We start from the raw sequence: 21,450 nt of genomic DNA on the forward strand, positions 1-21,450 counted from the left end.
CCAAAATAGATTATCTGTATTTCTTTATATTCAGTTATTACTTATTCAGTAACTCAACTAAGCAAGACTATTTAAATGCATCATGTTTCATGACGTTTTGTATTTTCGCTGCATAGTTAGGATCTGTTGCATAACCCGCGTTCTGTAAACCATTCAAGAACTGTGCCGAATCAGCAGAATTACGTAACGCGTCGCTGTAACGATCGCCTGATTGCAAGAAATCAGCAAAATCATTAAAGCTCGACTGAAAATTTTGGTAACTTCTAAATTGATGTTTTTCACGTTTAGCCACACCGTTGGTAAACTCTAAGGTATCCACACTTGCAGTCGGGCCTTCCCAACGTTTATCTGCTTTAATATTGAATAAGTTATGCGAGCTATCACCTTTATTATCAGTCGATACCTTCTTACCCCAGCCCGTTTCTAACGCTGCTTGAGCAAGTAATACATCCGGAGAGACATTTAAACGTTTAGCCACCGAGTCCGCAAAAGGCGCTAATGAAGTGACGAACTCTTCAGGACTGTTGAATTGCATCTGGCGAGGCTTTTCGACCGTTGGTAATGTGGTATTCGTTTGCTTCCCATCAGCTATAGGATTCCCCTCTTCGTCAATAGCCGGGACTGAAGCAACGTCTTTACCTTCTACGATCCCTTTACCTACAACCTTATTGGCCTGTAAGTTTTGCAATGGGTTACTATCCCCTTGCAATGACGAGGCTGGCATATAATTGCCGCCATTATTCGACAATTGCTTAACAATCACATCCGCTAAACCCATACTGCCTGATTGGCTCATATCCGCTGCCATTTGCTTATCTTGCATATCACGATAAAACTGGGTGTAGTTGTTATTCATTGGACTTTCGGTTTCAAATGCGGCATTCGCGTCACGCATGCTTTTCATCAGCATATTGGTAAACAAAGACTCAAACTGCTTTGCGACTTCTTTCAATGCAGCTTCATCATTATTCAGCGCACTTTTACGCAAAGAATCCAGATTATGCGTATCTAAGACGTTACTGCTTACATTTGTTTTAAATGAATTATCCATACCCAGCCCGTTACTATTTTCGATAGTTATTATTTTTCAGTTAGTTATTCATATTTTTAAATTAATATTTAAACACCACTGCCATTTATTTGGCATAAATTAAAATAAAACAAAATCAACAACTTAAATAAAAACAATAAATTAACTTCAACCTTATATATAACAGAGCAATTCTTAGACCAACTTCGACAATGAAACAAAATATATAAAAAAGCGCGATACCCAATCACGGATATCGCGCTTATAAATAAGTCATAACAGTACTGAATTAACTAAACGTCATTAAATGATAATTAACTGCCCATCTAATGCACCAGCATCTTTTAGCGCTTCTAAAATTGACATTAAATCACCCGGTGCAATACCGACTTGATTAACAGCGCGGATCAAATCATCGAGTGTCGCCCCCGCATCAAGCTTAAACATTCGCGCATCTTCCTGGGTGACATTAATCGTCGATTTATTAGTTACCACTGTTTCACCATTAGCAAAAGCGTTGGGTTGTGAGACTTCTTGGGTTTCATTAATGGTAACCGTTAATCCACCGTGAGTGATTGCAGCTGGTTTTAGCCTGACATTTTGACCAATAACAATGGTACCAGTACGTGAATTAACAATAATTTTTGCCGATTCATCTGCCATTTTTAATTCAAGATTTTCTAATGTCGCTAAATAAGCAACACGCTGGGAAATATCACGAGGAGCAAGAACGCGTACTGACGTCGCGTCCATTGGATAAGCTGTATTAGGACCGACAAGATTATTAATTGAGTCAGCAAGACGTTTCGCGTTAGAGAAATCGCCACGGTGTAAATTAAATGTGAGAAAATCACCATCGCCAAATGGATTAGCGACTTCCTTTTCAACAATAGCACCACTGCTGATACGACCGACGGTAGGCGTATTAATTATCACCTTTGAACCATCTTTCCCCTCGACACCAAGGCCACCTACAACAAGACTACCTTGCGCTAACGCATACACTTGTCCATCAGCACCTTTCAGGAAGGTCTGCAATAATAAACCACCGCGTAAACTTTTCGCTTCACCAATAGCAGCAACCGTTACATCAATCGTTTGACCAGGTTTCGTGAATGCGGGTAATACCGCACTCACCGCAACGGCTGCGACATTTTTAATTTTAACTTTCGCACCTTCAGGCATAGTGATGCCAAAATTATTCAACATGGTTTTAAAGCTTTGCGCTGAAAACGCATTACTTTTTTCACCAGTGCCAGGTAAACCGACCACTAAACCATAACCGATTAATTGGTTATCACGAACCCCTTGCACAGAACTTATATCTTTAATTCGCGCTGCATGTGCAGTATTGATCGTGACAACAAAAAAGCTTAACAAGACAATGCTCATGCCGAATAAAAAATGTTGTCGTTTAATCCGAGTTGATAGTTTCATCTAAATAACCTGTGCTATAAGAATTATCATTATTTTGGTTTATACAGCTTACTGCCAAAATTATGACAACCGCTAAATAATGGGCGTTATAGAGCTAAAAGCAATTCTCATACCAAGATGTTATTTACAGATTGATTCAAATTAGAAAGGCCATTTATTACCATTCAGGAATTTAGTTGCCCAGCCTTGTACCTGCGCTTCTCCCAAATCATCAATTGCGCCATATTGGATACGCGCATTCGCGATCAAAGAAGAATCGACTTTATTATCAGCGTCCACATCTTGCGGACGTAATAAGCCAGTAAGACGAATATACTCACTCCCATTATTCAGCATGAGCCACTTCTCACCACGAATAACTAAGTTATTATTAGGTAGCACACGCACAACGGTAACAGAGATATTACCTTCTAAGCTGTTACTCTGATCGGCAGAACCATTTCCAGAAAAAGAACTCTTTTGGTTTAAACTACCTTCAATCGTATAACCGCCAATAACCACCTCTTCACCACCAAGATTAACTGGGTCTAATTCAAACGAATTATCTTTACCTAAGTTTGAGCTGGCTTTCTTTTTAGCACTTGTTGACTCAGTCAATGTGACCGTAATAATGTCACCGACACGGCGCGCTTTAATATCCGAAAAAATATTATTATTGTATTGCGAGTTAAATAACGATCCCGTTACTTTCGCTTGTACTGGATTATCATCAGGTACAATCGGTGCATAATCAGGCGAGTCTTGCTGTGGCGTTTCATTCACATCTGCAGGTTCTTTCGCATCTTCGGTTTTTGTCGCGTCTTGATTTTTAGTGACTATGTTTTCTTTTACTTTAATTAAAGATGCACAACCCGTTAGCTGGATAAAAACAAACAGAGCAAGGATAAAATTACGCATTATAATTCTCGATGTTATTAATTAATGTTTAACGACTAACCGCTAAATTATAGCTGTTGATTGGTGTAACTTAACATTTCATCAACTGCTGAGATTACTTTCGAATTCATCTCGTATACACGTTGGCTTTCAATCAGATTTACTAATTCTTCCGTCACGTTTACATTCGATGTTTCGATCGCACCTTGCACTAATTTCCCCAGACCTTCATTACTTGGAAGACCTTGTACCGGGTCACCACTGGCACCCGTTTGAATATACATATTTTGTCCAATTGGCTGTAAACCACCAGGGTTAACAAAGTCCGAAATATTAATTTGTCCAACGGTTTGATTATTTGTCTGACCCGGTAAACTTACGGAGATCTCGCCATCTTCCGAGACGGTAATAGTTTGTGCGTCAGCAGGTATTTGGATCTGCGGTTGCAATGGATATCCCGTACCCGGTGTTACGATAATCCCTTCATCATTTAAGGTAAATTGACCGTTACGGGTATATGACGTAGTACCATCTGGCATTTCAATTTCGAAAAAACCACGGCCACTGACCATTAAATCCAGAGAGTTATCAGTCGTTAGCATATTGCCTTGAGAATGATCCTTTTGGGTCGCAACAACCCGTGCACCCGAACCAACCATTAACCCAGACGGTAATTTGGTATTTTGCGAAGATTGACCACCCGGCTGATTTATCGCTTGGTACAGCAGATCTTCAAAGATAGCACGCTCTTTCTTAAAACCAACCGTACTGGCATTGGCTAAGTTATTTGAAATCGTTGAGATATTCATTTGCTGTGCTTCTAAGCCGGTTTTACTTATCCATAATGCAGGATTCATAACATTTCCTCGTCTAATTTATATTTTGTGTGGACTCATCAATGAACAATTAACTCACGCGTAATAGTGAATCTGATGCTTTGTCATTTTCTTCTGCTGTTTTCATCATTTTTATCTGCATTTCAAATTGACGTTGCAAATTAATCATTCCGGTGAGTTCACCAACAGCACTAACATTACTGGTTTCTAACGCACCGCCTGCTACTTGGACATTTAAATCAACGGCAGCTGGCATACCATCAGCTTGTCGAAACATGCCATCATAGCCTTTAACTAAATTTCGAACGTCGGGATTAACTAGCTTTAATTGGTCGACTTCTTCCAATGCATTTGCCGGAGCCCCCTGAGGACGAACCTCGATACGACCATCAGCATGGATTTTTATTTGTTCAACGGGTACAGGGATCACGATAGGACCGTTTTCACCAAGTACAGGACGGCCTGATGATGTCAATAATTCACCAGTCGGACTCATGTGCAAACTGCCCCCACGGGTATAGCTTTCCTGATTCTTATCATCCAGCACACTTAACCAACCATCACCTTGGATCGCAACATCAAGTGCATTACCCGTTTGTTGTAGCCCCCCACCAGTAAAATCTTGTCCTGGACTTTCAGTAATAGCAAATACACGGGTTGGTAGGCCTTCACCAAAAGCTTGCATTGAACGCGCTTGTTCAAAATCAGCCTTAAAACCATGTGTATTCACATTGGCGATATTATTGGCACGAACAGCCAATGCATTCATATTTTCTTTGGCTCCCGACATCGAGATATAAAGCATATTGTCCATTCGTCAATCCTCTGTCACTTTTCGTTGAAATCGTTAATTACCCGTTGAGTACCAGTAATAAAGCAATTAAAGTGCCAAAATGAAAAAGCCACCCTAAATAGGATGGCTTTTTATCAAAAAAATGTGCACGGGTATTGCTTAAACGATGTTTAAGCCCGCTTGTTATAAGGCTTAACAGCCCGTTACATTAACGGATCTGTAATACCGTATCTTGCAGTTTAGAATTCACTTCTAGCGTTCTTGAGTTAGCCTGATAATTACGCTGTGCCGTAATTAAGTCAACAAGTTCACTCGTCAAGTTTACGTTAGACTGTTCTAGTGCCGATGAATTAATTTTACCAAAGGTGCCAGAGTTGGCTTCGCCAGCAATCGCATTACCCGAAAGTTGTGATGCACGCCAACCCGTATCACCCGTCTGGCTCAAACCTTGCTCATTGGCAAACTTTGCCATCGCAATCATACCCAACTTGTCATTACGACCATTACTGTAACTCGCCGCAACCATACCATCCGGGCCAATATCAATCCCCGTTAATCGGCCCACTGTCGCCCCGTCTTGCTCAAGCTTAGAAACTTCAAACGCAGACGCAAACTGAGTCGGGTTATTAATATTAAGGTTAATCGCCTGAGTCGTATCCGCACCATTGCTTAAAATAGCCCCTAGTGGCACGGTCGTTGCTATAGCAGGGAGTTGCTGTTGCAATAGTCCTGATGAATCAAACGTCATTCGCATGGCCGCTGGTTTTACTGGTGTTCCCGGTGCAGCTGCAATAGCCTGACCACCAACAATATCAATAGGCTGATCATCCACATAGTTAAATTCTAACCAAGAATTTGGTGGGGCACCCGCTGAGCCATCTTTTATATAATAAGTTGATAAAGTATGTGACTCACCTAATGAATCATAAATAGAGACAGATGTCGCAGAGGTATAGGTGCCACTGTCAGCTGGATCAAATTGCAATGGATCTAATCCTGGTGATGTTGCCGGTAGATTCATTGTCATATCAACATTGTCAGTCGATTCTGGCACACCCGCAGTATCGGGGATTTGTAGCGGTTTTGTTGACGCCATACTCACGGCTTTTGGTGAACCATCATCATTAACATCATAGACTTGCAGATAATTACCCGCTGAGTTAGTCACAAAACTATTTGCATCAAGCTTGAAGGCGCCTGCACGCGTATAATTACGGTCCATAGACTCAAGTCCATCAGACATAACGAAGAAACCATTACCGTTAATCGCTAAATCAAGCGAGTTCTCGGTAAAGTTCAAACTACCTTGTTGGAACTGCTGTGCAACATGAGCAGTTGCTACACCATTACCAACAGAGGTTTTAGCATTTGAGAAAATCGATGTTGCATAAACATCGCCAAACTCGGCGCGAGACTCTTTAAAACCCGTGGTATTAACGTTAGCAATATTATTTGCCGTTGTATTAAGGTCTTTCTGAGCAGCGTTAATCCCACTCAAGGCGATGTTAAATGACATAAGGTTTCCTTATTCGGTAAATTTAGTAAGTTTTAGCTGCAACTTCTGTTGCTTGGCTCAGAGGAAGACTACCCATACCTTTCAAATTTAATATAATGCCGTTGCCGGTATTACCGATATTGACACTTTCAACATGCTGGAAACTTGATATTTTTAGGTCTTGAGCATTGCCACCTATTGATGCCGATGCTTTTAAGCGGTAACTTCCTTCCGCCACTTTATTGCCATTCATGTCAGTACCATCCCAATCAAAGGCAATAGCACCGCTTTTTTGTTCGCCCAAATCGATAACGTTAACGACTTCACCGACTTGATTGGCAATTTGCAAGCGTAAATTAGGTGCATTCTGAGGTAAATCAATACGCCCAGATACATTTTCACCATCAGATAAAAATGCTGATGATGCAGGTGCTAATACCTTAGAACCCACCAGACTCGATGCTTGCAGTGCTTGATTTGAACTCATGATCGTATTTAACTGCTCGAACTTGCTATCCATGTTAGAAATACCATCAGCGGTAGTGAATGACGCCATTTGCGCCACCATCTCTGAGTTTTCTACAGGCTTGAACGGGTCTTGATAAGCCAGCTCTTGTGTTAATAATGAGAAAAAGTCTTCTTGACCGAGTTCTTTGCGGGTAGTTTCTGCCGCTTGCTCTGCCGCATCCTTTTTATCCGCTTTAAACTGACTGCTAAAGTCAGCTATGTTATTACTGTTATTAATTGTCGTCACAGCCCAATATCCTCTATTAACCTTGGCCTAACGTTAATGTCTTATTCAACATTTGTTTAGCAGAATCAGCTATTTGCACGTTAGTTTGGTATGAACGAGATGCGCTAATCATATTTGCCATCTCTTCCATTACATTTACATTCGGACGATATACATAGCCATTTTCGTCAGCTAATGGATGATTTGGATTAAATTCATTAACTAATGGCGCATCACTTTCTACAATCCCTGCAACATTCACGCCAACTGCTTCATTTTGCGCAGCATTAGCTTGATCAAATTGTGCTTGGAAAATAGGATAACGTGCTTTATAGGTCTCACCGGCGCTACTACTCACACTATTCGCGTTAGCAAGGTTACTCGCGGTTGTATTTAAACGAACCGATTGTGCACTCATTGCCGAACCGGCAACATCAAAGACTCGAAATAAGCTCATAATTATTGTCCTTTAATTGCCTTACGCATAGTTTGAATTTTACTGCTTAAAAATGACAGTGATGCCTGATATTCCATGCTATTTTGCATAAAACTAGCACGCTCAGTTTGTACATCGACTGTATTACCGTCACCAGTGTCGGGTTGATTCGGAATTCGATATTGAAGATCAGACGCTATATCTCTGCCGCCTGATATATGACGTTCGCTGGTTTTTGATAAATTAAAACTACTACCTTGGGTCGCACTGGCAAGTGCATCCTTAAAGCTTAAATCTTTAGCTTTAAACCCCGGCGTGTCTGCATTAGCAATATTACTGGCTAATACCTCTGCACGACGCTCTCTTACGCCAACAGAATATTGGTGTATACCCAATGCATTATCAAAATTAATAGCCATGAACGCCTCCTATAACATTTATATCGTAATCAATCGTATGATAATTACGATGATACAAATGATGAAAGCAACATATGTGCCAAAATAGGTAATGAAAGAGTTGTTTTATTTAACTTATAAACACAACGAAAATAAATCAATTAAAATCAGAAGCTTAAAGACAAACCAAAGTAATACAAATAAAGTTGAAATTAAAAAATATAGAGATGAATATAGAAGGGGATCTAAAGAAAAACTGTTAAATCAATTTTTTGACGGTGTATGGCGGCCGGTTACCGTCAATAAATGAACATCCATGTTCAAACAGTTACCATCATAAAATAGGCTATTTTAACCTATATACAATCCCAGGATTACAACGGATCATTTCAAACTTATCCGTTAACCCAGTCAAGGATTCAGATGCGCCTAGAAAGAGGTACCCGCCCGGCTTTAATGATCCTGCAAATTGATTAAGGATCTGACTTTTAATCTTTGGAGAAAAATAAATCAGAACATTACGACAAAAAATAATATCGAACTTACCGAGCAAAGCATAACTTTCCAATAAATTGATTTCACGAAATGTCGTTAATTGCTGCACGTCACGATTCACTTTCATTTTATCATCAGGTAGTATCGTGAAAAACTGACGCTTACGTTCAGGAGACAAACCACGGCCAAGCGCCAGACGGTCATATACCCCCTCCTTGCAATGCTGAATCATTGTCGGTGATATATCCGTACCAATAATTTGCACATTAGGTTTAACTAAACGCTTGAGCTTTTCTTGCGTTTCAATCGCTGACATGGCAATCGAAAATGGTTCTTGTCCAGATGAAGAGGCGGCAGACCATATCTTAATCGGCTGACCTTTATTAATAAATTCAGGTAAGATCTTTGTCTGTAAATACTCGAACGGGTAAATATCACGAAACCACAACGTTTCATTAGTGGTCATCGCATCAATAACATCATTACGTAAATCACGCGCTAACATAGTCATCGATTTTTGTACTAGCTCAGTTAAACTGGTCATTTTATGCTTTGCCAGTAGTGGCAATAAGCGACTTTTAACTAAATATTGTTTATTTTGCCCTAATACAATACCGCACTGAATTTCAAGAAATTCACTAAAACGGGTATAAACTTCATTTGACAATGTTTGCACTATTTTTTACTCAACTTTCTATATGAAAATACATTTATTCAACACAGCAATTCCCCTAACTAGGGTCTGCTGCTTTTAATGCTTTTAAAACTGCACCCGCAAGCTCATCGGGATTAAATTTTGCGATAAAATCATTTGCGCCAACTTTGGTTACCATTGCCTGATTAAACACACCACTTAATGACGTATGTAAAATAATGTACAAACCATTTAATGATTGATCATTTCTCACTTCTGCAGTAAGTGTATAACCATCCATTTCTGGCATCTCAATATCTGAGATCATCAGCGCAACTTGTTCGGTAATAGGTCCATTACCCGCCATTTCACGTAGTTGATTTAAACCATCACGACCATCTTTCGCCAATACGATCTTAAAACCAAGATCCGATACCGCTTTTTTGATCTGATTACGCGCAACACTTGAATCATCCACAACCAGGATCACTTTTTCTACAGCTTTCTTATCTATTTCCGTGGCAGTTGCTAATATGTCAGCACTGATTTCCATTTTTACCGGTGCGACTTCGTGCAGAATTTTTTCCACATCAAGTACTTCTACTAGCTCTTTATCGACCTCTGTTACTGCCGTTAAATAACTATATCTACCTGTACCTGTTGGAGGCGGTAAAATAGCTTCCCAGTTAATATTAATAATACGTTCAACGCTGCCGACTAAAAAGCCCTGTACTGAACGATTATATTCAGAAATAATAATAAACGCTTTGCTTAAGTCCTCAATAGGACGACCGCCTGTTGCTAAACTTAAATCGATCACGGAAATAGTCTTACCACGTATATGGGCAACACCACGCACAACACGATTAAGCTTAGGCAGAGTCGTTAATGGCGGGCATTGTAATACTTCTTTTACCTTAAATACATTGATACCAAAACGCTGACGCCCGTTTAAACGGAACATAAGTAATTCTAGGCGGTTTTGTCCTACCAATTGTGTACGTTGATTGACCGTATCCAGTAATCCTGCCATTATTCATCCTCAGGTAAATTCGCTTATTTTCAACATGGCTTAAATATTGCTTACCACTGTATTGTTCATTTATATTGTTCTTTACGGTATAAAGCAGTCAAAAATTTGGCTCTTAAATCACTTTATACGTAACCTTTAATCTTATATCGGCTTAGAAACCTAAATGCTTAAATATATTTTTTCATCGCTATTTTTCTATTGTTTCAGTTTCCTGAGTTATTTACCACTTGCGAACGCAACAACAGATCAATATCAAGTTATTGAGGAGTTTGCGGAATCTTTTATCAAAGCGCAACTACCTAGCTCTCAGAATGAAAGAGTAAGCATAGAAGTAACAAAAATTGACCGCAGAATAGCAGTAACTCAGTGTGAAGGTAATATCTCCGCAGCGTTAGTTGGTAATAAAAGCTTACAACGCTCCGCGACGGTGAAAATAAGTTGTGATAGTACTGATAACTGGCAACTCTACGTACCATTAAAGATTATTCGACTAGTACCGGTGGTGATTAGTAATCGACCTTTATCAAAAGGTAGCCTATTAGCTAAAAATAATACTAAAATAGAATATATGAACCGTGTATTATTACGCTCAGGTTATATTTCTGATTTGGCGTTTGTTAATAGAGCACGCTTAAAAAGACCTCTCTCGGCTGAACAAATAATCTCAACACGGGATATATGTCTTGTGTGTAAAGGTGAAAGCGTTACAATTACCAGTTCAGTGGGAAATCTAACCGTAAAAACTGATGGTGTAGCATTGGCTAACGGTATTTTGGATGAAAAAATCAAGGTGCGTAACAGTAAATCGAAACGAACTGTTTCGGGTATTGTCCAAGCAGCAGGAACCATCCAAATAAACTATTAAATTTTGCTAAAGTTTTATTGTCATAAGTCGATAATATTTTAGTACACCTGTTTACAATTCAATAGGTAGAAAAATGGCCATAAATTTAACCAATTTAAATAACCGCAGTCTCCAGCTAGATCAAGCAAGAAGTGCGCAGCAGAAAACCAGAGTTCAAAATGGTAATCCGACTCAAACTTCACCGCAGCGTATAGCACAAGGCGACTCAGTTAACATTACATCACAAGCCAAAAGTTTGACCGCTATGGAACATGATTTAGCTCAAGGTACGCCTGTTAATGAATCGAAAGTCGAGAGTTTGAAAAAGGCCATTGCTGATGGTAGCTATCAAGTTGATGCGAATAAATTAGCAAAGAATATGTCTAACTTCGAATCTTTACTTGTATAACCGCGTACCGTAATAGACATGACAATAAAAACATTGCCCGAATTACTCGTTTTACAGGTATCTTATGTAGAACAATTACTGACTCTACTGACAGCTGAAAAATCAGCGTTAGAGTCACGCGATGTCACGGCACTAGAAAAGCTCAGTCAAGATAAAGAACAAAAAATAACCCAAGTCGCCGAGCTTGATGTCAAAATAAATCTACATCCTGATGCTGCAGAATTACTGTCTACTTATCTCTCTCAAAAACAACAAATTGAAACTGAACTCACTCAATGCCAAGAATTGAATGACGTTAACGGTAAGTTGATTGAGCTCAATCTACGTAATAGTAAACGGCTAACCGATACTATCGTCCGTAGTCGCTCACGTAATAATATTACCTATGATAAATTAGGCCGTACTCGCGGATCATCTTCGACCCTAGGTTTAACATTTAAATCCTGATCCAGTGCCTTACTGTTATATTTGAGTTAACAAACCGTCACATTAATCGCTAAACCACCTTTCGATGTCTCTTTATATTTATTTTTCATATCATCCCCTGTGGCTTTCATCGTTTTAATCACCTGATCAAGTGATACCTTATGGTCTCCAGCTCCCATACGCGCCATACGTGAGGCATTAATCGCTTTCACCGCACCAATGGCATTACGCTCAATACAAGGGATCTGAACCAAACCAGCAATCGGATCACAAGTTAGCCCCAAATTATGTTCCATGCCAATTTCAGCAGCATGCTCGACTTGTTCTAGTGTCCCGCCTCTTATTGCCGTCAAGCCTGCGGCTGCCATAGAACAAGCAACACCAACCTCACCTTGACAGCCCACTTCAGCGCCAGAAATAGAGGCATTTTTTTTATATAAAGTCCCAATTGCGGCACAGGTTAATAGGTAAGTTTTTATTTTATCTTCTGTTAACGGGCTAACGAACTGATCATAAAAATACATCACCGCAGGAATAATACCGGCAGCACCATTGGTGGGTGCCGTCACAACACGCCCTCCAGCCGCATTTTCTTCATTAACTGCCATCGCATACATATTAACAAAATCCATACCGTGAAACGTATCATCTTTGGCATCTGGCGCTTGTAATCGCAAGTATAAACCAGGAGCACGACGGCGAACCTTTAAACCACCGGGTAAAACACCTTCATTACGGCAACCTCGATGAATACAATCAACCATGATGCTATGTAGCTGTAATAAATTTTTATTAATGACATCATCGGGATTTAATTGGCGCTCATTTTCATACATGAGCTTGGCAATAGATAACCCATGTAATCGACAAGTAGCAAGGAGTTCATCAGCACTATCAAATTTATATTTAGGCAGGATTTGGGCATTAACTTCCAATGGTTGTTCGATGTGATCATGGTCGAGAATAAACCCTCCGCCAATTGAATAATACGTCTTACTCAATACAATATGATCTTGGTTTAAAGCTGTTATCGTCATTCCATTACTATGATAAGACAAGGTTTTACGCTGGTGCAGCATGATGTTTTCAGCTCGCGTAAAAGGCACAAAACCAATCTCGTTCAAGTCAATGCCTTGCTGTGCCTCTATTTTCGCTAATATCTCGGGCACCAAATCAGAATCGATCTTGTCTGGTTCATAACCTGCTAACCCCAAAATAACTGCGATATCACTGCCATGACCAACCCCAGTCTGTCCTAACGAACCAAATAGTGCAGCATTAATACCTAAAATAGGTTCACTATTATCGAGTGCTTTAAGCTGTTGTAAAAAATCAAATGCCGCGCGCATAGGACCTACAGTATGTGAACTCGATGGTCCAATACCAATACTAAACATATCAAAGGTACTGATCATAAAATACTCCCTGATTAATGAATATGACTTACTGTAGGTATAGCACATGATTGTTTGTGCAATTTTATTACTATTTTGAAAAAATATTACGACTATAATTAGTTATAAACCTACATGGATTCTGCCTGTAAATTCGTCATTATCGCTATGTTTATGCTGTTAAATCAGTTTTAACCATAATAAACTCACAAAAATCTGTGGAACGATGCTAAACATAAGTAAAAAATGTAATAATAGTTCGACTTACTTCATATTTTTTACATAATTCACGTAATAAATATCCAGCAAGGTTTATAATGCAGCCATAGATTCGCATTTACCTTCATTACTTTATCATGCGCCCATTGCGGAGCTTGCCAGGGAAATATCATGAGTATGCTCGAAAAAATAATCCAAAATTTAGAAATATTCAGTAAGTCTGAAAAAAAGGTTGCTGATGTTATTCTAGAATCTCCGCAATCCGCTATTCATTCAAGTATTGCGACACTTGCGAAAGTTGCAGATGTAAGCGAGCCGACAGTTAACCGTTTTTGCCGTCGTCTAGATACCAAAGGTTACCCTGATTTTAAATTACATTTAGCACAAAGCCTAGCTAACGGAACCCCATACGTAAACAGAAACGTAGAAGCAAACGATGGTCCTGAAGTTTATACGCAAAAAATATTTGAAACGACTATCGCTCACTTAGACTCAGCAAAAAATAGCTTAGATCCTGAAGTAATTAATAAAGCGGTTGATCTACTTATTCAATCGAAACAAATTTCGTTCTTTGGCTTAGGCGCTTCCGCATCGGTTGCCCGTGACGCTGAAAACAAATTCTTCCGTTTTAACGTGCCCGTCATTTGTTTTGATGACATTATGATGCAACGCATGAGTGTAATTAACAGTACTGAAGACTCGGTAGTTGTATTATTCTCACACACAGGCCGTACTAAAAGTATGGTAGATGTAGCGAAACTAGCACGTGAGAATGATGCAATCGTGATTGGTATCACAGCACAGGACTCACCACTAGCAGAATACTCGAATCTGGTTATTTCACTTGATGTAATGGAAGATACTGACGTATATATGCCGATGGCATCACGTGTCGCGCAATTGGTACTGGTTGATGTACTCGCGACAGGCTTCACATTACGTCGTGGTGAAAAGTTCAGAGAAAACTTGAAGAAAGTAAAATCCGCAATCAAGGATTCGCGCTTTAACAAAATAGATTAATCCAAAATGGCCGCTGATATGTGGCCATTTTTATTTCCCCTATCACTTTTTTACTTATTCTTGTCACCAAACGGTAATCAAGCCTTTGCATACTAATACGATTGACCATCACCTTTTGTCTGACAGTATTTAAATAACATACTTTAAAATATCATCTTATTATTCATATGGAGTCATTATGTTACGTCGTACTAAAATTGTAACCACCTTAGGTCCAGCAACAGATCGCGATAATAATCTAGAAAAAATTATTCTTGCTGGTGCCAATATGGTACGTATGAACTTTTCTCACGGCAACGCCGAAGATCACATCAAGCGTGCCGAAGACGTTCGTGCTATTGCTAAAAAACACAATAAACACGTGGCTATTTTAGGTGACTTACAAGGTCCTAAGATCCGTGTATCTAAATTTACAGATGGAAAAATCCAATTAAACCTAGGTGATAAATTCTGCTTAGATGCAACATTTGATAAAACTGCGGGTAATAACCAATGCGTTAGTATCGATTACCCAGAACTAGCAAATGATGTTTTCGCGGGTGATGTACTGCTACTTGACGATGGCCGTGTACAATTAAAAGTAACCGAAATTAAAGGTCAGCAGATCCACACTGAAGTGACGGTAGCAGGCCCGTTATCAAATAACAAAGGTATCAACAAACAAGGTGGTGGTTTATCTGCTGAAGCGCTTACTGACAAAGATAAAGCAGATATTCTAACTGCAGCTAAAATTGACGTCGACTTTATTGCGGTTTCTTTCCCGCGTAATGGCAGTGATATCAATTATGCGCGTGAACTTGTTCGTGCTGCGGGCTCTAATGCGAAAATCTGTGCCAAAGTCGAGCGTGCAGAGACTGTAGCAACAAAAGAAAGCATGACAGAGATCATCCTAGCCTCTGATGCCATTATGGTTGCACGTGGCGATCTAGGTGTTGAAATTGGCGATGCGGCACTTGTGGGTGTACAAAAATCACTGATCCACTTATCACGTAAATATAACCGTGTAGTGATCACCGCAACACAAATGATGGAATCAATGATCAATAGCCCAATGCCAACACGTGCAGAAGTAATGGACGTGGCAAATGCGGTTCTTGATGGGACGGATGCGGTAATGCTATCTGCAGAAACTGCAGCCGGTGACTTCCCTGTAGAAACAGTGAAAGCAATGGCAGAAGTATGCTTAGGTGCAGAAACACACCCTAGCATGAATGTCTCAAACCACCGCATCGAGTATACATTCGATTCAATTGAAGAAACCATTGCGATGTCGACAATGTATGCGGCGAATCACCTAAAAGGTGTAAAGGCTATTGTTGCATTGAGTGAGTCGGGTACTACGCCATTATTGATGTCTCGTATTAGTTCTGGCTTACCAATTTTCTGCTTGTCTCCACATCAAAAAACATTGAATGCGACAGCTCTTTACCGTGGTGTAACCCCGCTACAATTTAACACGGAAGGCTTATCTCAGGAACAAATCGTAGAAGGTACTTACGCAGTGCTTAAAGAAACAGGCCAAGTGCAACCAGGTGATATTATCTTGTTCACATTAGGCGATAAAATGGATACAGTTGGTTCAACCAATACCAGTAAAATCCTAAAAATAAAATAACTGTATTACTGTACTCAATTAGTCCCGCACTAATAAAAGGTTAAGCATCGTTTTATTACTATGCTTAACCTTGTAGATAATAATACAGACATAAAAAAACCGAGGCTGCTATATAAGATAACAGTCTCGGTTTTTTTTATTTTATTCTTTATTTAAAATCTAGCCCGTAAGCTAGATTTTAATAAGTTGCTCAGTTAGAACCTAAGCTACTTTATCATTTTTTGTTACTTTCGAAATACCCGCAAACTCTTCTGGTGTGAATGAGTCAACGTTAATAGCAGCAAAACGTAATGCATCAGCGGCCAGTAGTTCATCAGCTTCAACTTGTGTGATGATACCTTTCTCAACAGCAAGTGGCGCAGCAACTTTTGCAGCTAACTTACGTGGTATTGTACCTTTAGATGCAGCAATCGCGATTTTCTTCTCGATAGGCTGAACTTTGTACATTGCTTGGAACGCAGCTTCCATATCGAACATTGCTGTGTTTGCATCTTTCTCGTCACCAACATAACAAAGGTGTGTTAGGCGGTCACGTGCTTCGCTTGGTTTAAGCAGTACTTCACAAATTTCTTTTGAAATATCATCAGCTGGCATTTTGTAGCTGATGCCAAATGGGAACACTACAACTTTAAGTGTATTAGCAATTGCTTTGTTACCGAAGTTTTGGAAGAAACCAGAAAATGCTTTACCAATTTCAAACAAGTTACGTTCAATAGCCCAAGACAACATAGGTAAATCTTCAGCTTGACGACCTTGCTCTTCAAAATGTTTCAACGTTGCAGATGCAAGGTACAAGTTACTTAGTACATCACCTAAACGTGCAGAAATCATTTCACGACGTTTCAAGTCACCACCAAGTACTAGCATAGATACGTCAGCACACAGTGCTAATGCTTTACTCATACGCGTAAGTTGCTTGTAGTATTTCTTCGTTGGACCAGATACAGGCGCAGAATTTAACATGCCACCAGTCAGACCTTGGCCTAATGCACCAAAGAAGTTTTTCGTACCAAAGGCAATATGTTTAAGCAATAATTCATCAAATTGATCTAGTGCTTCTTTTTCATTTGGATTTGCAGCCGCTTGTAATTCACCTAGTACGTATGGGTGACAACGTGTTGCACCTTGACCAAAGATCATTAGGTTACGCGTAAGGATATTTGCACCCTCAACCGTAATTGCTACAGGGATACCCCAATAAGCGTGTGCTAGGTAGTTTTTAGGACCACACTGAATACCACTACCCGCTTGAATATCAAGCGCGTCATCAATAACAGTACGCGCCATTTCAGTCATATGATATTTAGAAATAGCAGTCACAATAGCAGGGCTTTGACCTAAATCTAGCGCACCTGTAGTGAATTTACGTGCAGCTTCAAGTTGGTAAGTTAAACCACCAATACGTGCAAGTGACTCTTGAACACCTTCAAACTTACCAATTGATAAGCCAAATTGTTTACGTACATATGAGTAAGCACCCGTCATACGTGCAGTTAAGTGACCACATGCAGTACCAAGTGCAGGTAAAGAAATACCACGGCCAGCAGATAAACATTCAACCAGCATACGCCAGCCTTTACCTACTTGACCAGCACCACCGATAACCCAATCCATTGGGATGAATACATCATCGCCATAAGTCGTACCATTCATGAATGCTAGACCCATTGGGAAATGACGGTCGCCAATTTCAACACCTTCGTGTGACGTAGGGATTAGTGCACAAGTAATACCGATATCAACTTGCTCACCAAGTAGACCATCTGGATCTTGTAGTTTAAATGCTAAGCCAAGTACAGTAGCTACTGGAGCTAGAGTAATATAACGCTTGCTCCACGATACGCGGATACCTAGCGTTTCTTTACCTTCGAATTCTTCTTTAACAACGCGCCCCATATCTGGGATACCACCCGCATCAGAACCAGCTTCAGGACCAGTCAGTGCGAAACAAGGAACTTCTGTACCGTTTGCTAGACCTGGTAACCAACGATCTTTTTCTGCTTGTGTACCGTAATGTGCAAGTAATTCGCCCGGACCTAATGAGTTAGGAACCATTACTGTTACAGCCGTAGATAAACTACGTGTTGCAATCGTTGTTACAATTGTTGAGTTAGCGTAAGCAGAGAATGCTTTACCGCCGTATTCTTTTGGAATGATAAGCGCAAAAAAGCCTTTTGATTTAATGAAATCCCAAACTGGTTTTGGTAAGTCACGATCTTCATGAACGATTTTATAATCATCCAGCATAGACATTAGTGTTTTAAGTTCGTTATCAATGAAGCTTTGCTCATCTTTAGTTAGCTTAGGTGTTGGGTAGCTAAGCATTTTATTCCAATCAGGGCTACCTGCGAATAAATCACCATCCCACCACACACTACCAGATTCCATTGCTTCCTGCTCTGTTTGCGAAAGCGGTGGCAAGATGCTCTTAAACACTTTAAATAATGGTGCTGTGATATTCTTCTTTCTAAACTCACTCATTGCGCTCATAACGATTTCCTTTTGTTTCACTATTTTGATGCTGTATTTACAACTTTGGATCTGAATTCACAACATCCAAATAGCTAAATTGCATCTACATGCTTGTAGTTTCTGTTGAGGTATTCATTCCTGATGCCAAATAAGGGATCACTTTACGAATTAGCCCCTCGACATCAATATCTTGATTAAAATCTGCTTTCGCAATATCCATCAATGCGCCACTTGAGCCCATCGTAAATACTGCAGTACCCAAGGTAAAATGTAATCGCCAAAAGAGTTCTTGCGATGACAACGCTGGGTTCGCTTTCAATAAAGCCTTAGTTATGTTAGCTAAGACTTCACCATAATGCGTTGTAGTGTACCAACGTAAATGCCCTTGCTCATCAGTATAGCTTCGACCAAGTAACTGCATAAAAATCACGGTACCATTTTTACTTTGCTGCTCTAATGCTAATAGCGGATCAACAAAACTGTTAAACACATCTAACAACGATGGTTTTTCAACTTGTGTACATAAGGCTGTTAACTTCTCATTCAGTAGAGGCATGAAAAGTTCGAGATGTCGGGCTATAACCGCCTGAATCAATTCTTTCTTAGAACCAAAATGATAATTAACCGATGCCAAATTCACACTTGCTCGTGTAGTTATCAAGCGTAAAGAAGTATCTGAAAACCCATGTTCAGCGAACAAACTTTCGGCTGCATCGAGAATGCGAGTTTTTGTATCCAACTTACTAACCATAATTAACCCTTTTTAAACGAACGTTTTAAAATTACGTTCTGACGGACAAAATGTCAATACAATGTAAACAATTGTTTGAAACAAATGTTTTGAACTTGCCCTAGTTCGCATTTTTCTACGTATATAAAATAACCCCCCCCCATTAGTGGGTAGCTGTAATTAGGGGTTTTAAAGATAAATACGAGCGCCGATATTTATCCTCTACTCCCTAAAAATAGCACAGTTAAAATGAATAAAGCGGCAACCTAGGTTGCCGCTTTATTCATTTTTAAACAGTTTTTTAAAACACTAATGCATTATTTTCGTGTTATTCATTAAGTTTTATTTTCCAGATAGCTGGACCTTCGACATGTGCAGATACACCATTAGTGTCCACTGCAACAGTCATTGGCATATCAACAACATCAAATTCGTAAATCGCTTCCATACCTAAGTCTTCAAACGCGACAACACGTGACTTCTTAATCGCTTTTGATACCAAGTACGCAGCGCCACCAACAGCCATCAAATAAACGGCTTTATTCTTCTTGATACTTTCAACCGTTGCAGGGCCACGTTCAGATTTACCGATCATGCCTAATAGACCAGTCTGTTCTAACATAGTATCGGTAAACTTATCCATACGTGTCGCAGTTGTTGGACCAGCAGGGCCTACAACTTCATCACCCACAGCATCAACAGGACCAACGTAATAGATAAAGCGATTAGTAAAGTCCACGCCTTCAGGCAAGCCTTCACCTCTGTCTAACATGTCTTTAATACGTTTATGCGCCGCATCACGACCTGTTAAGATCTTACCTGATAATAGAAGCGTTTCACCGGTTTTCCATTCGAGTATTGACTCAGGTTTGATATTGTCAACATTAACACGACGAACGCTATCGCTTACTTCCCAAGTCACTTCAGGCCAATCTTCTAATTTCGGCACATGTAATTCTGCAGGACCTGAACCATCCAGCGTAAAGTGGGTATGACGTGTCGCTGCACAGTTAGGGATCATGACCACAGGTTTTGATGCTGCGTGTGTTGGACACGATTTAATTTTAATATCCAATACCGTCGCCATTCCGCCTAAACCTTGCGCGCCGATACCTAATTTATTTACACGGTCAAAAATGTCTAAACGCATTTTTTCATCAGTTGTTTCAGCACCACGAGCCATCAGTTCGTGGATATCAACCGGTTCCATTAATGATTCTTTAGCCATTATCGCCGCTTTTTCAGCAGTACCGCCAATGCCTATACCTAACATACCAGGAGGACACCAACCTGCGCCCATCGTTGGTACTGTTTTCTCAACCCATTCAGCTACGTCATCGGACGGGTTTAGCATCACCATCTTACTTTTGTTTTCAGAACCGCCGCCTTTCGCTGCGATCATCACTTCAACTTTAGCACCAGGCACCATTTCGACATGCACTACGCCAGGCGTATTATCTTTGGTGTTTTTACGTGCGCCAGCAGGATCTGCGACAATTGAAGCACGGAGTGGGTTACCTTCAAATCCATAACCACGACGAATCCCTTCATCAACCATTTCTTGCACTGTTTGATCGGTTTCCCATTGCACATTCATGCCGATTTTAACGAAACAAGTCACAATGCCAGTGTCTTGACAGATTGGACGTTTACCTTCAGCAGACATACGAGAATTAATGAGAATTTGTGCAATCGCATCTTTAGCGGCTTGGCTTTCTTCTGCGTTGTAGGCTTTTTCCATTGCTTGGATAAAATCAAGTGGATGATAATATGAAATGTATTGTAATGAATCTGCAATACTGTCGATAAAGTCCGCTTTACGGATAACTGTACTCATGGTCAACTCCCTTTTGCTTACTCACTGTGCTAACTAATTATTATATTTATCATGTTCAAGGCCATGAAACGGCCTTGAAATAGTTAACGTTAAGGTATGTGCTTCTAAATTTTTCTCTATCATACCTTTGCTGATCACTTCTCTCCACTAAAACTGTGCTTAATCTATACGAAATAACAACAGCAGCACAACTTTATAGCAACACCCAATTCATTTTATATCACCTTAGAGCCAAGATTAATCTGACTATTTATGATAATCTGCGCGCATCAGAATTGAGGGATATGC

20 protein-coding genes are annotated in these 21,450 nt (G+C 39.9%); 5 read left to right on the forward strand and 15 right to left on the reverse strand.

Annotated features, from left to right (window positions below; translation table 11 throughout):
- Positions 1 to 67 precede the first annotated feature (67 nt).
- The 11 genes from flgJ to BT797_RS08850 all read right to left on the reverse strand — a co-directional run bounded on the left by flgJ (position 68) and on the right by BT797_RS08850 (position 10,196).
- Positions 68 to 1,051, reverse strand: coding sequence for a flagellar assembly peptidoglycan hydrolase FlgJ (gene flgJ / locus BT797_RS08795; RefSeq protein WP_045111463.1), 984 nt, complete (start codon positions 1,049 to 1,051; stop codon positions 68 to 70).
- Positions 1,052 to 1,333: 282 nt separating this feature from the next.
- Positions 1,334 to 2,467, reverse strand: coding sequence for a flagellar basal body P-ring protein FlgI (locus BT797_RS08800; protein WP_045111464.1), 1,134 nt, complete (start codon positions 2,465 to 2,467; stop codon positions 1,334 to 1,336).
- A gap of 141 nt (positions 2,468 to 2,608) precedes the next feature.
- Positions 2,609 to 3,364 (reverse strand): flagellar basal body L-ring protein FlgH, encoded by a 756-nt coding sequence (locus BT797_RS08805; protein ID WP_045111465.1) that lies wholly within the window; start codon positions 3,362 to 3,364, stop codon positions 2,609 to 2,611.
- Positions 3,365 to 3,411: 47 nt separating this feature from the next.
- Positions 3,412 to 4,200, reverse strand: a complete 789-nt coding sequence (gene flgG / locus BT797_RS08810) for a flagellar basal-body rod protein FlgG (RefSeq protein ID WP_045111466.1) — start codon at positions 4,198 to 4,200, stop codon at positions 3,412 to 3,414.
- Between the two features lie 49 nt (positions 4,201 to 4,249).
- Complete coding sequence (gene flgF, locus BT797_RS08815; protein ID WP_045111467.1) at positions 4,250 to 4,993, reverse strand: flagellar basal-body rod protein FlgF; 744 nt, start codon at positions 4,991 to 4,993, stop codon at positions 4,250 to 4,252.
- 187 nt (positions 4,994 to 5,180) lie between these two features.
- On the reverse strand, positions 5,181 to 6,488 hold the full coding sequence (gene flgE, locus BT797_RS08820; RefSeq protein ID WP_045111468.1) for a flagellar hook protein FlgE: 1,308 nt from the start codon (positions 6,486 to 6,488) through the stop codon (positions 5,181 to 5,183).
- 22 nt (positions 6,489 to 6,510) lie between these two features.
- Positions 6,511 to 7,221 (reverse strand): flagellar hook assembly protein FlgD, encoded by a 711-nt coding sequence (locus BT797_RS08825; RefSeq protein WP_045111469.1) that lies wholly within the window; start codon positions 7,219 to 7,221, stop codon positions 6,511 to 6,513.
- Between the two features lie 16 nt (positions 7,222 to 7,237).
- Complete coding sequence (flgC, locus tag BT797_RS08830) at positions 7,238 to 7,657, reverse strand: flagellar basal body rod protein FlgC (RefSeq protein WP_045111470.1); 420 nt, start codon at positions 7,655 to 7,657, stop codon at positions 7,238 to 7,240.
- A 2-nt stretch (positions 7,658 to 7,659) separates the two neighbouring features.
- A complete protein-coding gene (flgB, locus tag BT797_RS08835; RefSeq protein ID WP_045111471.1) occupies positions 7,660 to 8,055 on the reverse strand; it encodes a flagellar basal body rod protein FlgB in 396 nt (131 codons plus the stop codon).
- A gap of 325 nt (positions 8,056 to 8,380) precedes the next feature.
- Positions 8,381 to 9,205, reverse strand: coding sequence for a CheR family methyltransferase (locus BT797_RS08845; RefSeq protein WP_045111473.1), 825 nt, complete (start codon positions 9,203 to 9,205; stop codon positions 8,381 to 8,383).
- Positions 9,206 to 9,260: 55 nt separating this feature from the next.
- Positions 9,261 to 10,196: a chemotaxis protein CheV gene (locus BT797_RS08850; RefSeq protein ID WP_045111474.1), complete on the reverse strand. Its 936-nt coding sequence runs from the start codon at positions 10,194 to 10,196 to the stop codon at positions 9,261 to 9,263.
- A 163-nt stretch (positions 10,197 to 10,359) separates the two neighbouring features.
- Here BT797_RS08850 and flgA point away from each other — a divergent pair, with 163 nt between their 5' ends.
- The 3 genes from flgA to BT797_RS08865 all read left to right on the forward strand — a co-directional run bounded on the left by flgA (position 10,360) and on the right by BT797_RS08865 (position 11,896).
- Positions 10,360 to 11,061: a flagellar basal body P-ring formation chaperone FlgA gene (flgA, locus tag BT797_RS08855; RefSeq protein WP_045111475.1), complete on the forward strand. Its 702-nt coding sequence runs from the start codon at positions 10,360 to 10,362 to the stop codon at positions 11,059 to 11,061.
- A 73-nt stretch (positions 11,062 to 11,134) separates the two neighbouring features.
- The gene (gene flgM / locus BT797_RS08860; RefSeq protein ID WP_045111476.1) at positions 11,135 to 11,449 is read left to right on the forward strand and encodes a flagellar biosynthesis anti-sigma factor FlgM; all 315 of its coding nucleotides are present in this window, start codon (positions 11,135 to 11,137) and stop codon (positions 11,447 to 11,449) included.
- Positions 11,450 to 11,467: 18 nt separating this feature from the next.
- Positions 11,468 to 11,896: a flagella synthesis protein FlgN gene (locus BT797_RS08865; RefSeq protein WP_045111477.1), complete on the forward strand. Its 429-nt coding sequence runs from the start codon at positions 11,468 to 11,470 to the stop codon at positions 11,894 to 11,896.
- Between the two features lie 26 nt (positions 11,897 to 11,922).
- Here the strand turns inward: BT797_RS08865 and BT797_RS08870 are convergent, their stop codons facing one another.
- Positions 11,923 to 13,290: an L-serine ammonia-lyase gene (locus BT797_RS08870; protein WP_045111478.1), complete on the reverse strand. Its 1,368-nt coding sequence runs from the start codon at positions 13,288 to 13,290 to the stop codon at positions 11,923 to 11,925.
- A gap of 369 nt (positions 13,291 to 13,659) precedes the next feature.
- On the opposite strand from BT797_RS08870, the gene BT797_RS08875 reads away from it, so the two are divergent.
- Together BT797_RS08875 and pyk are read left to right on the forward strand one after the other, a co-directional pair.
- Entirely contained in the window at positions 13,660 to 14,508 is an 849-nt protein-coding gene (locus BT797_RS08875) for a MurR/RpiR family transcriptional regulator (RefSeq protein WP_045111479.1), read from the forward strand.
- Positions 14,509 to 14,686: 178 nt separating this feature from the next.
- Positions 14,687 to 16,123: a pyruvate kinase gene (gene pyk / locus BT797_RS08880; RefSeq protein WP_045111480.1), complete on the forward strand. Its 1,437-nt coding sequence runs from the start codon at positions 14,687 to 14,689 to the stop codon at positions 16,121 to 16,123.
- A gap of 201 nt (positions 16,124 to 16,324) precedes the next feature.
- Here pyk and BT797_RS08885 read toward each other — a convergent pair whose 3' ends face one another.
- From BT797_RS08885 to BT797_RS08895, 3 genes are all read right to left on the reverse strand, one after another.
- Entirely contained in the window at positions 16,325 to 18,613 is a 2,289-nt protein-coding gene (locus tag BT797_RS08885; protein WP_045111481.1) for an acyl-CoA dehydrogenase, read from the reverse strand.
- Positions 18,614 to 18,698: 85 nt separating this feature from the next.
- Entirely contained in the window at positions 18,699 to 19,346 is a 648-nt protein-coding gene (gene psrA, locus BT797_RS08890) for a TetR family transcriptional repressor PsrA (protein WP_019440853.1), read from the reverse strand.
- A gap of 307 nt (positions 19,347 to 19,653) precedes the next feature.
- A complete protein-coding gene (locus BT797_RS08895; RefSeq protein WP_075471689.1) occupies positions 19,654 to 21,162 on the reverse strand; it encodes a fumarate hydratase in 1,509 nt (502 codons plus the stop codon).
- Between the last annotated feature and the right edge of the window lie 288 nt (positions 21,163 to 21,450).

The sequence above is a fragment of the Moritella viscosa genome (assembly GCF_900120065.1).
Taxonomy (GTDB): Bacteria; Pseudomonadota; Gammaproteobacteria; order Enterobacterales; family Moritellaceae; genus Moritella; species Moritella viscosa.

Excerpts from the sequence above, each read along its gene's own strand:
- flgA (WP_045111475.1), top strand. The coding sequence starts at position 10,360 with ATGCTTAAATATATTTTTTCATCGCTATTTTTCTATTGTTTCAGTTTC.
- BT797_RS08895 (WP_075471689.1), bottom strand. The coding sequence starts at position 21,162 with ATGAGTACAGTTATCCGTAAAGCGGACTTTATCGACAGTATTGCAGAT.
- BT797_RS08800 (WP_045111464.1), bottom strand. The coding sequence starts at position 2,467 with ATGAAACTATCAACTCGGATTAAACGACAACATTTTTTATTCGGCATG.
- psrA (WP_019440853.1), bottom strand. The coding sequence starts at position 19,346 with ATGGTTAGTAAGTTGGATACAAAAACTCGCATTCTCGATGCAGCCGAA.
- BT797_RS08875 (WP_045111479.1), top strand. The coding sequence starts at position 13,660 with ATGAGTATGCTCGAAAAAATAATCCAAAATTTAGAAATATTCAGTAAG.
- pyk (WP_045111480.1), top strand. The coding sequence starts at position 14,687 with ATGTTACGTCGTACTAAAATTGTAACCACCTTAGGTCCAGCAACAGAT.
- flgJ (WP_045111463.1), bottom strand. The coding sequence starts at position 1,051 with ATGGATAATTCATTTAAAACAAATGTAAGCAGTAACGTCTTAGATACG.
- BT797_RS08850 (WP_045111474.1), bottom strand. The coding sequence starts at position 10,196 with ATGGCAGGATTACTGGATACGGTCAATCAACGTACACAATTGGTAGGA.
- BT797_RS08865 (WP_045111477.1), top strand. The coding sequence starts at position 11,468 with ATGACAATAAAAACATTGCCCGAATTACTCGTTTTACAGGTATCTTAT.
- flgC (WP_045111470.1), bottom strand. The coding sequence starts at position 7,657 with ATGAGCTTATTTCGAGTCTTTGATGTTGCCGGTTCGGCAATGAGTGCA.
- flgG (WP_045111466.1), bottom strand. The coding sequence starts at position 4,200 with ATGAATCCTGCATTATGGATAAGTAAAACCGGCTTAGAAGCACAGCAA.
- BT797_RS08805 (WP_045111465.1), bottom strand. The coding sequence starts at position 3,364 with ATGCGTAATTTTATCCTTGCTCTGTTTGTTTTTATCCAGCTAACGGGT.
- flgB (WP_045111471.1), bottom strand. The coding sequence starts at position 8,055 with ATGGCTATTAATTTTGATAATGCATTGGGTATACACCAATATTCTGTT.
- flgE (WP_045111468.1), bottom strand. The coding sequence starts at position 6,488 with ATGTCATTTAACATCGCCTTGAGTGGGATTAACGCTGCTCAGAAAGAC.
- flgM (WP_045111476.1), top strand. The coding sequence starts at position 11,135 with ATGGCCATAAATTTAACCAATTTAAATAACCGCAGTCTCCAGCTAGAT.
- BT797_RS08885 (WP_045111481.1), bottom strand. The coding sequence starts at position 18,613 with ATGAGCGCAATGAGTGAGTTTAGAAAGAAGAATATCACAGCACCATTA.
- BT797_RS08870 (WP_045111478.1), bottom strand. The coding sequence starts at position 13,290 with ATGATCAGTACCTTTGATATGTTTAGTATTGGTATTGGACCATCGAGT.
- flgF (WP_045111467.1), bottom strand. The coding sequence starts at position 4,993 with ATGGACAATATGCTTTATATCTCGATGTCGGGAGCCAAAGAAAATATG.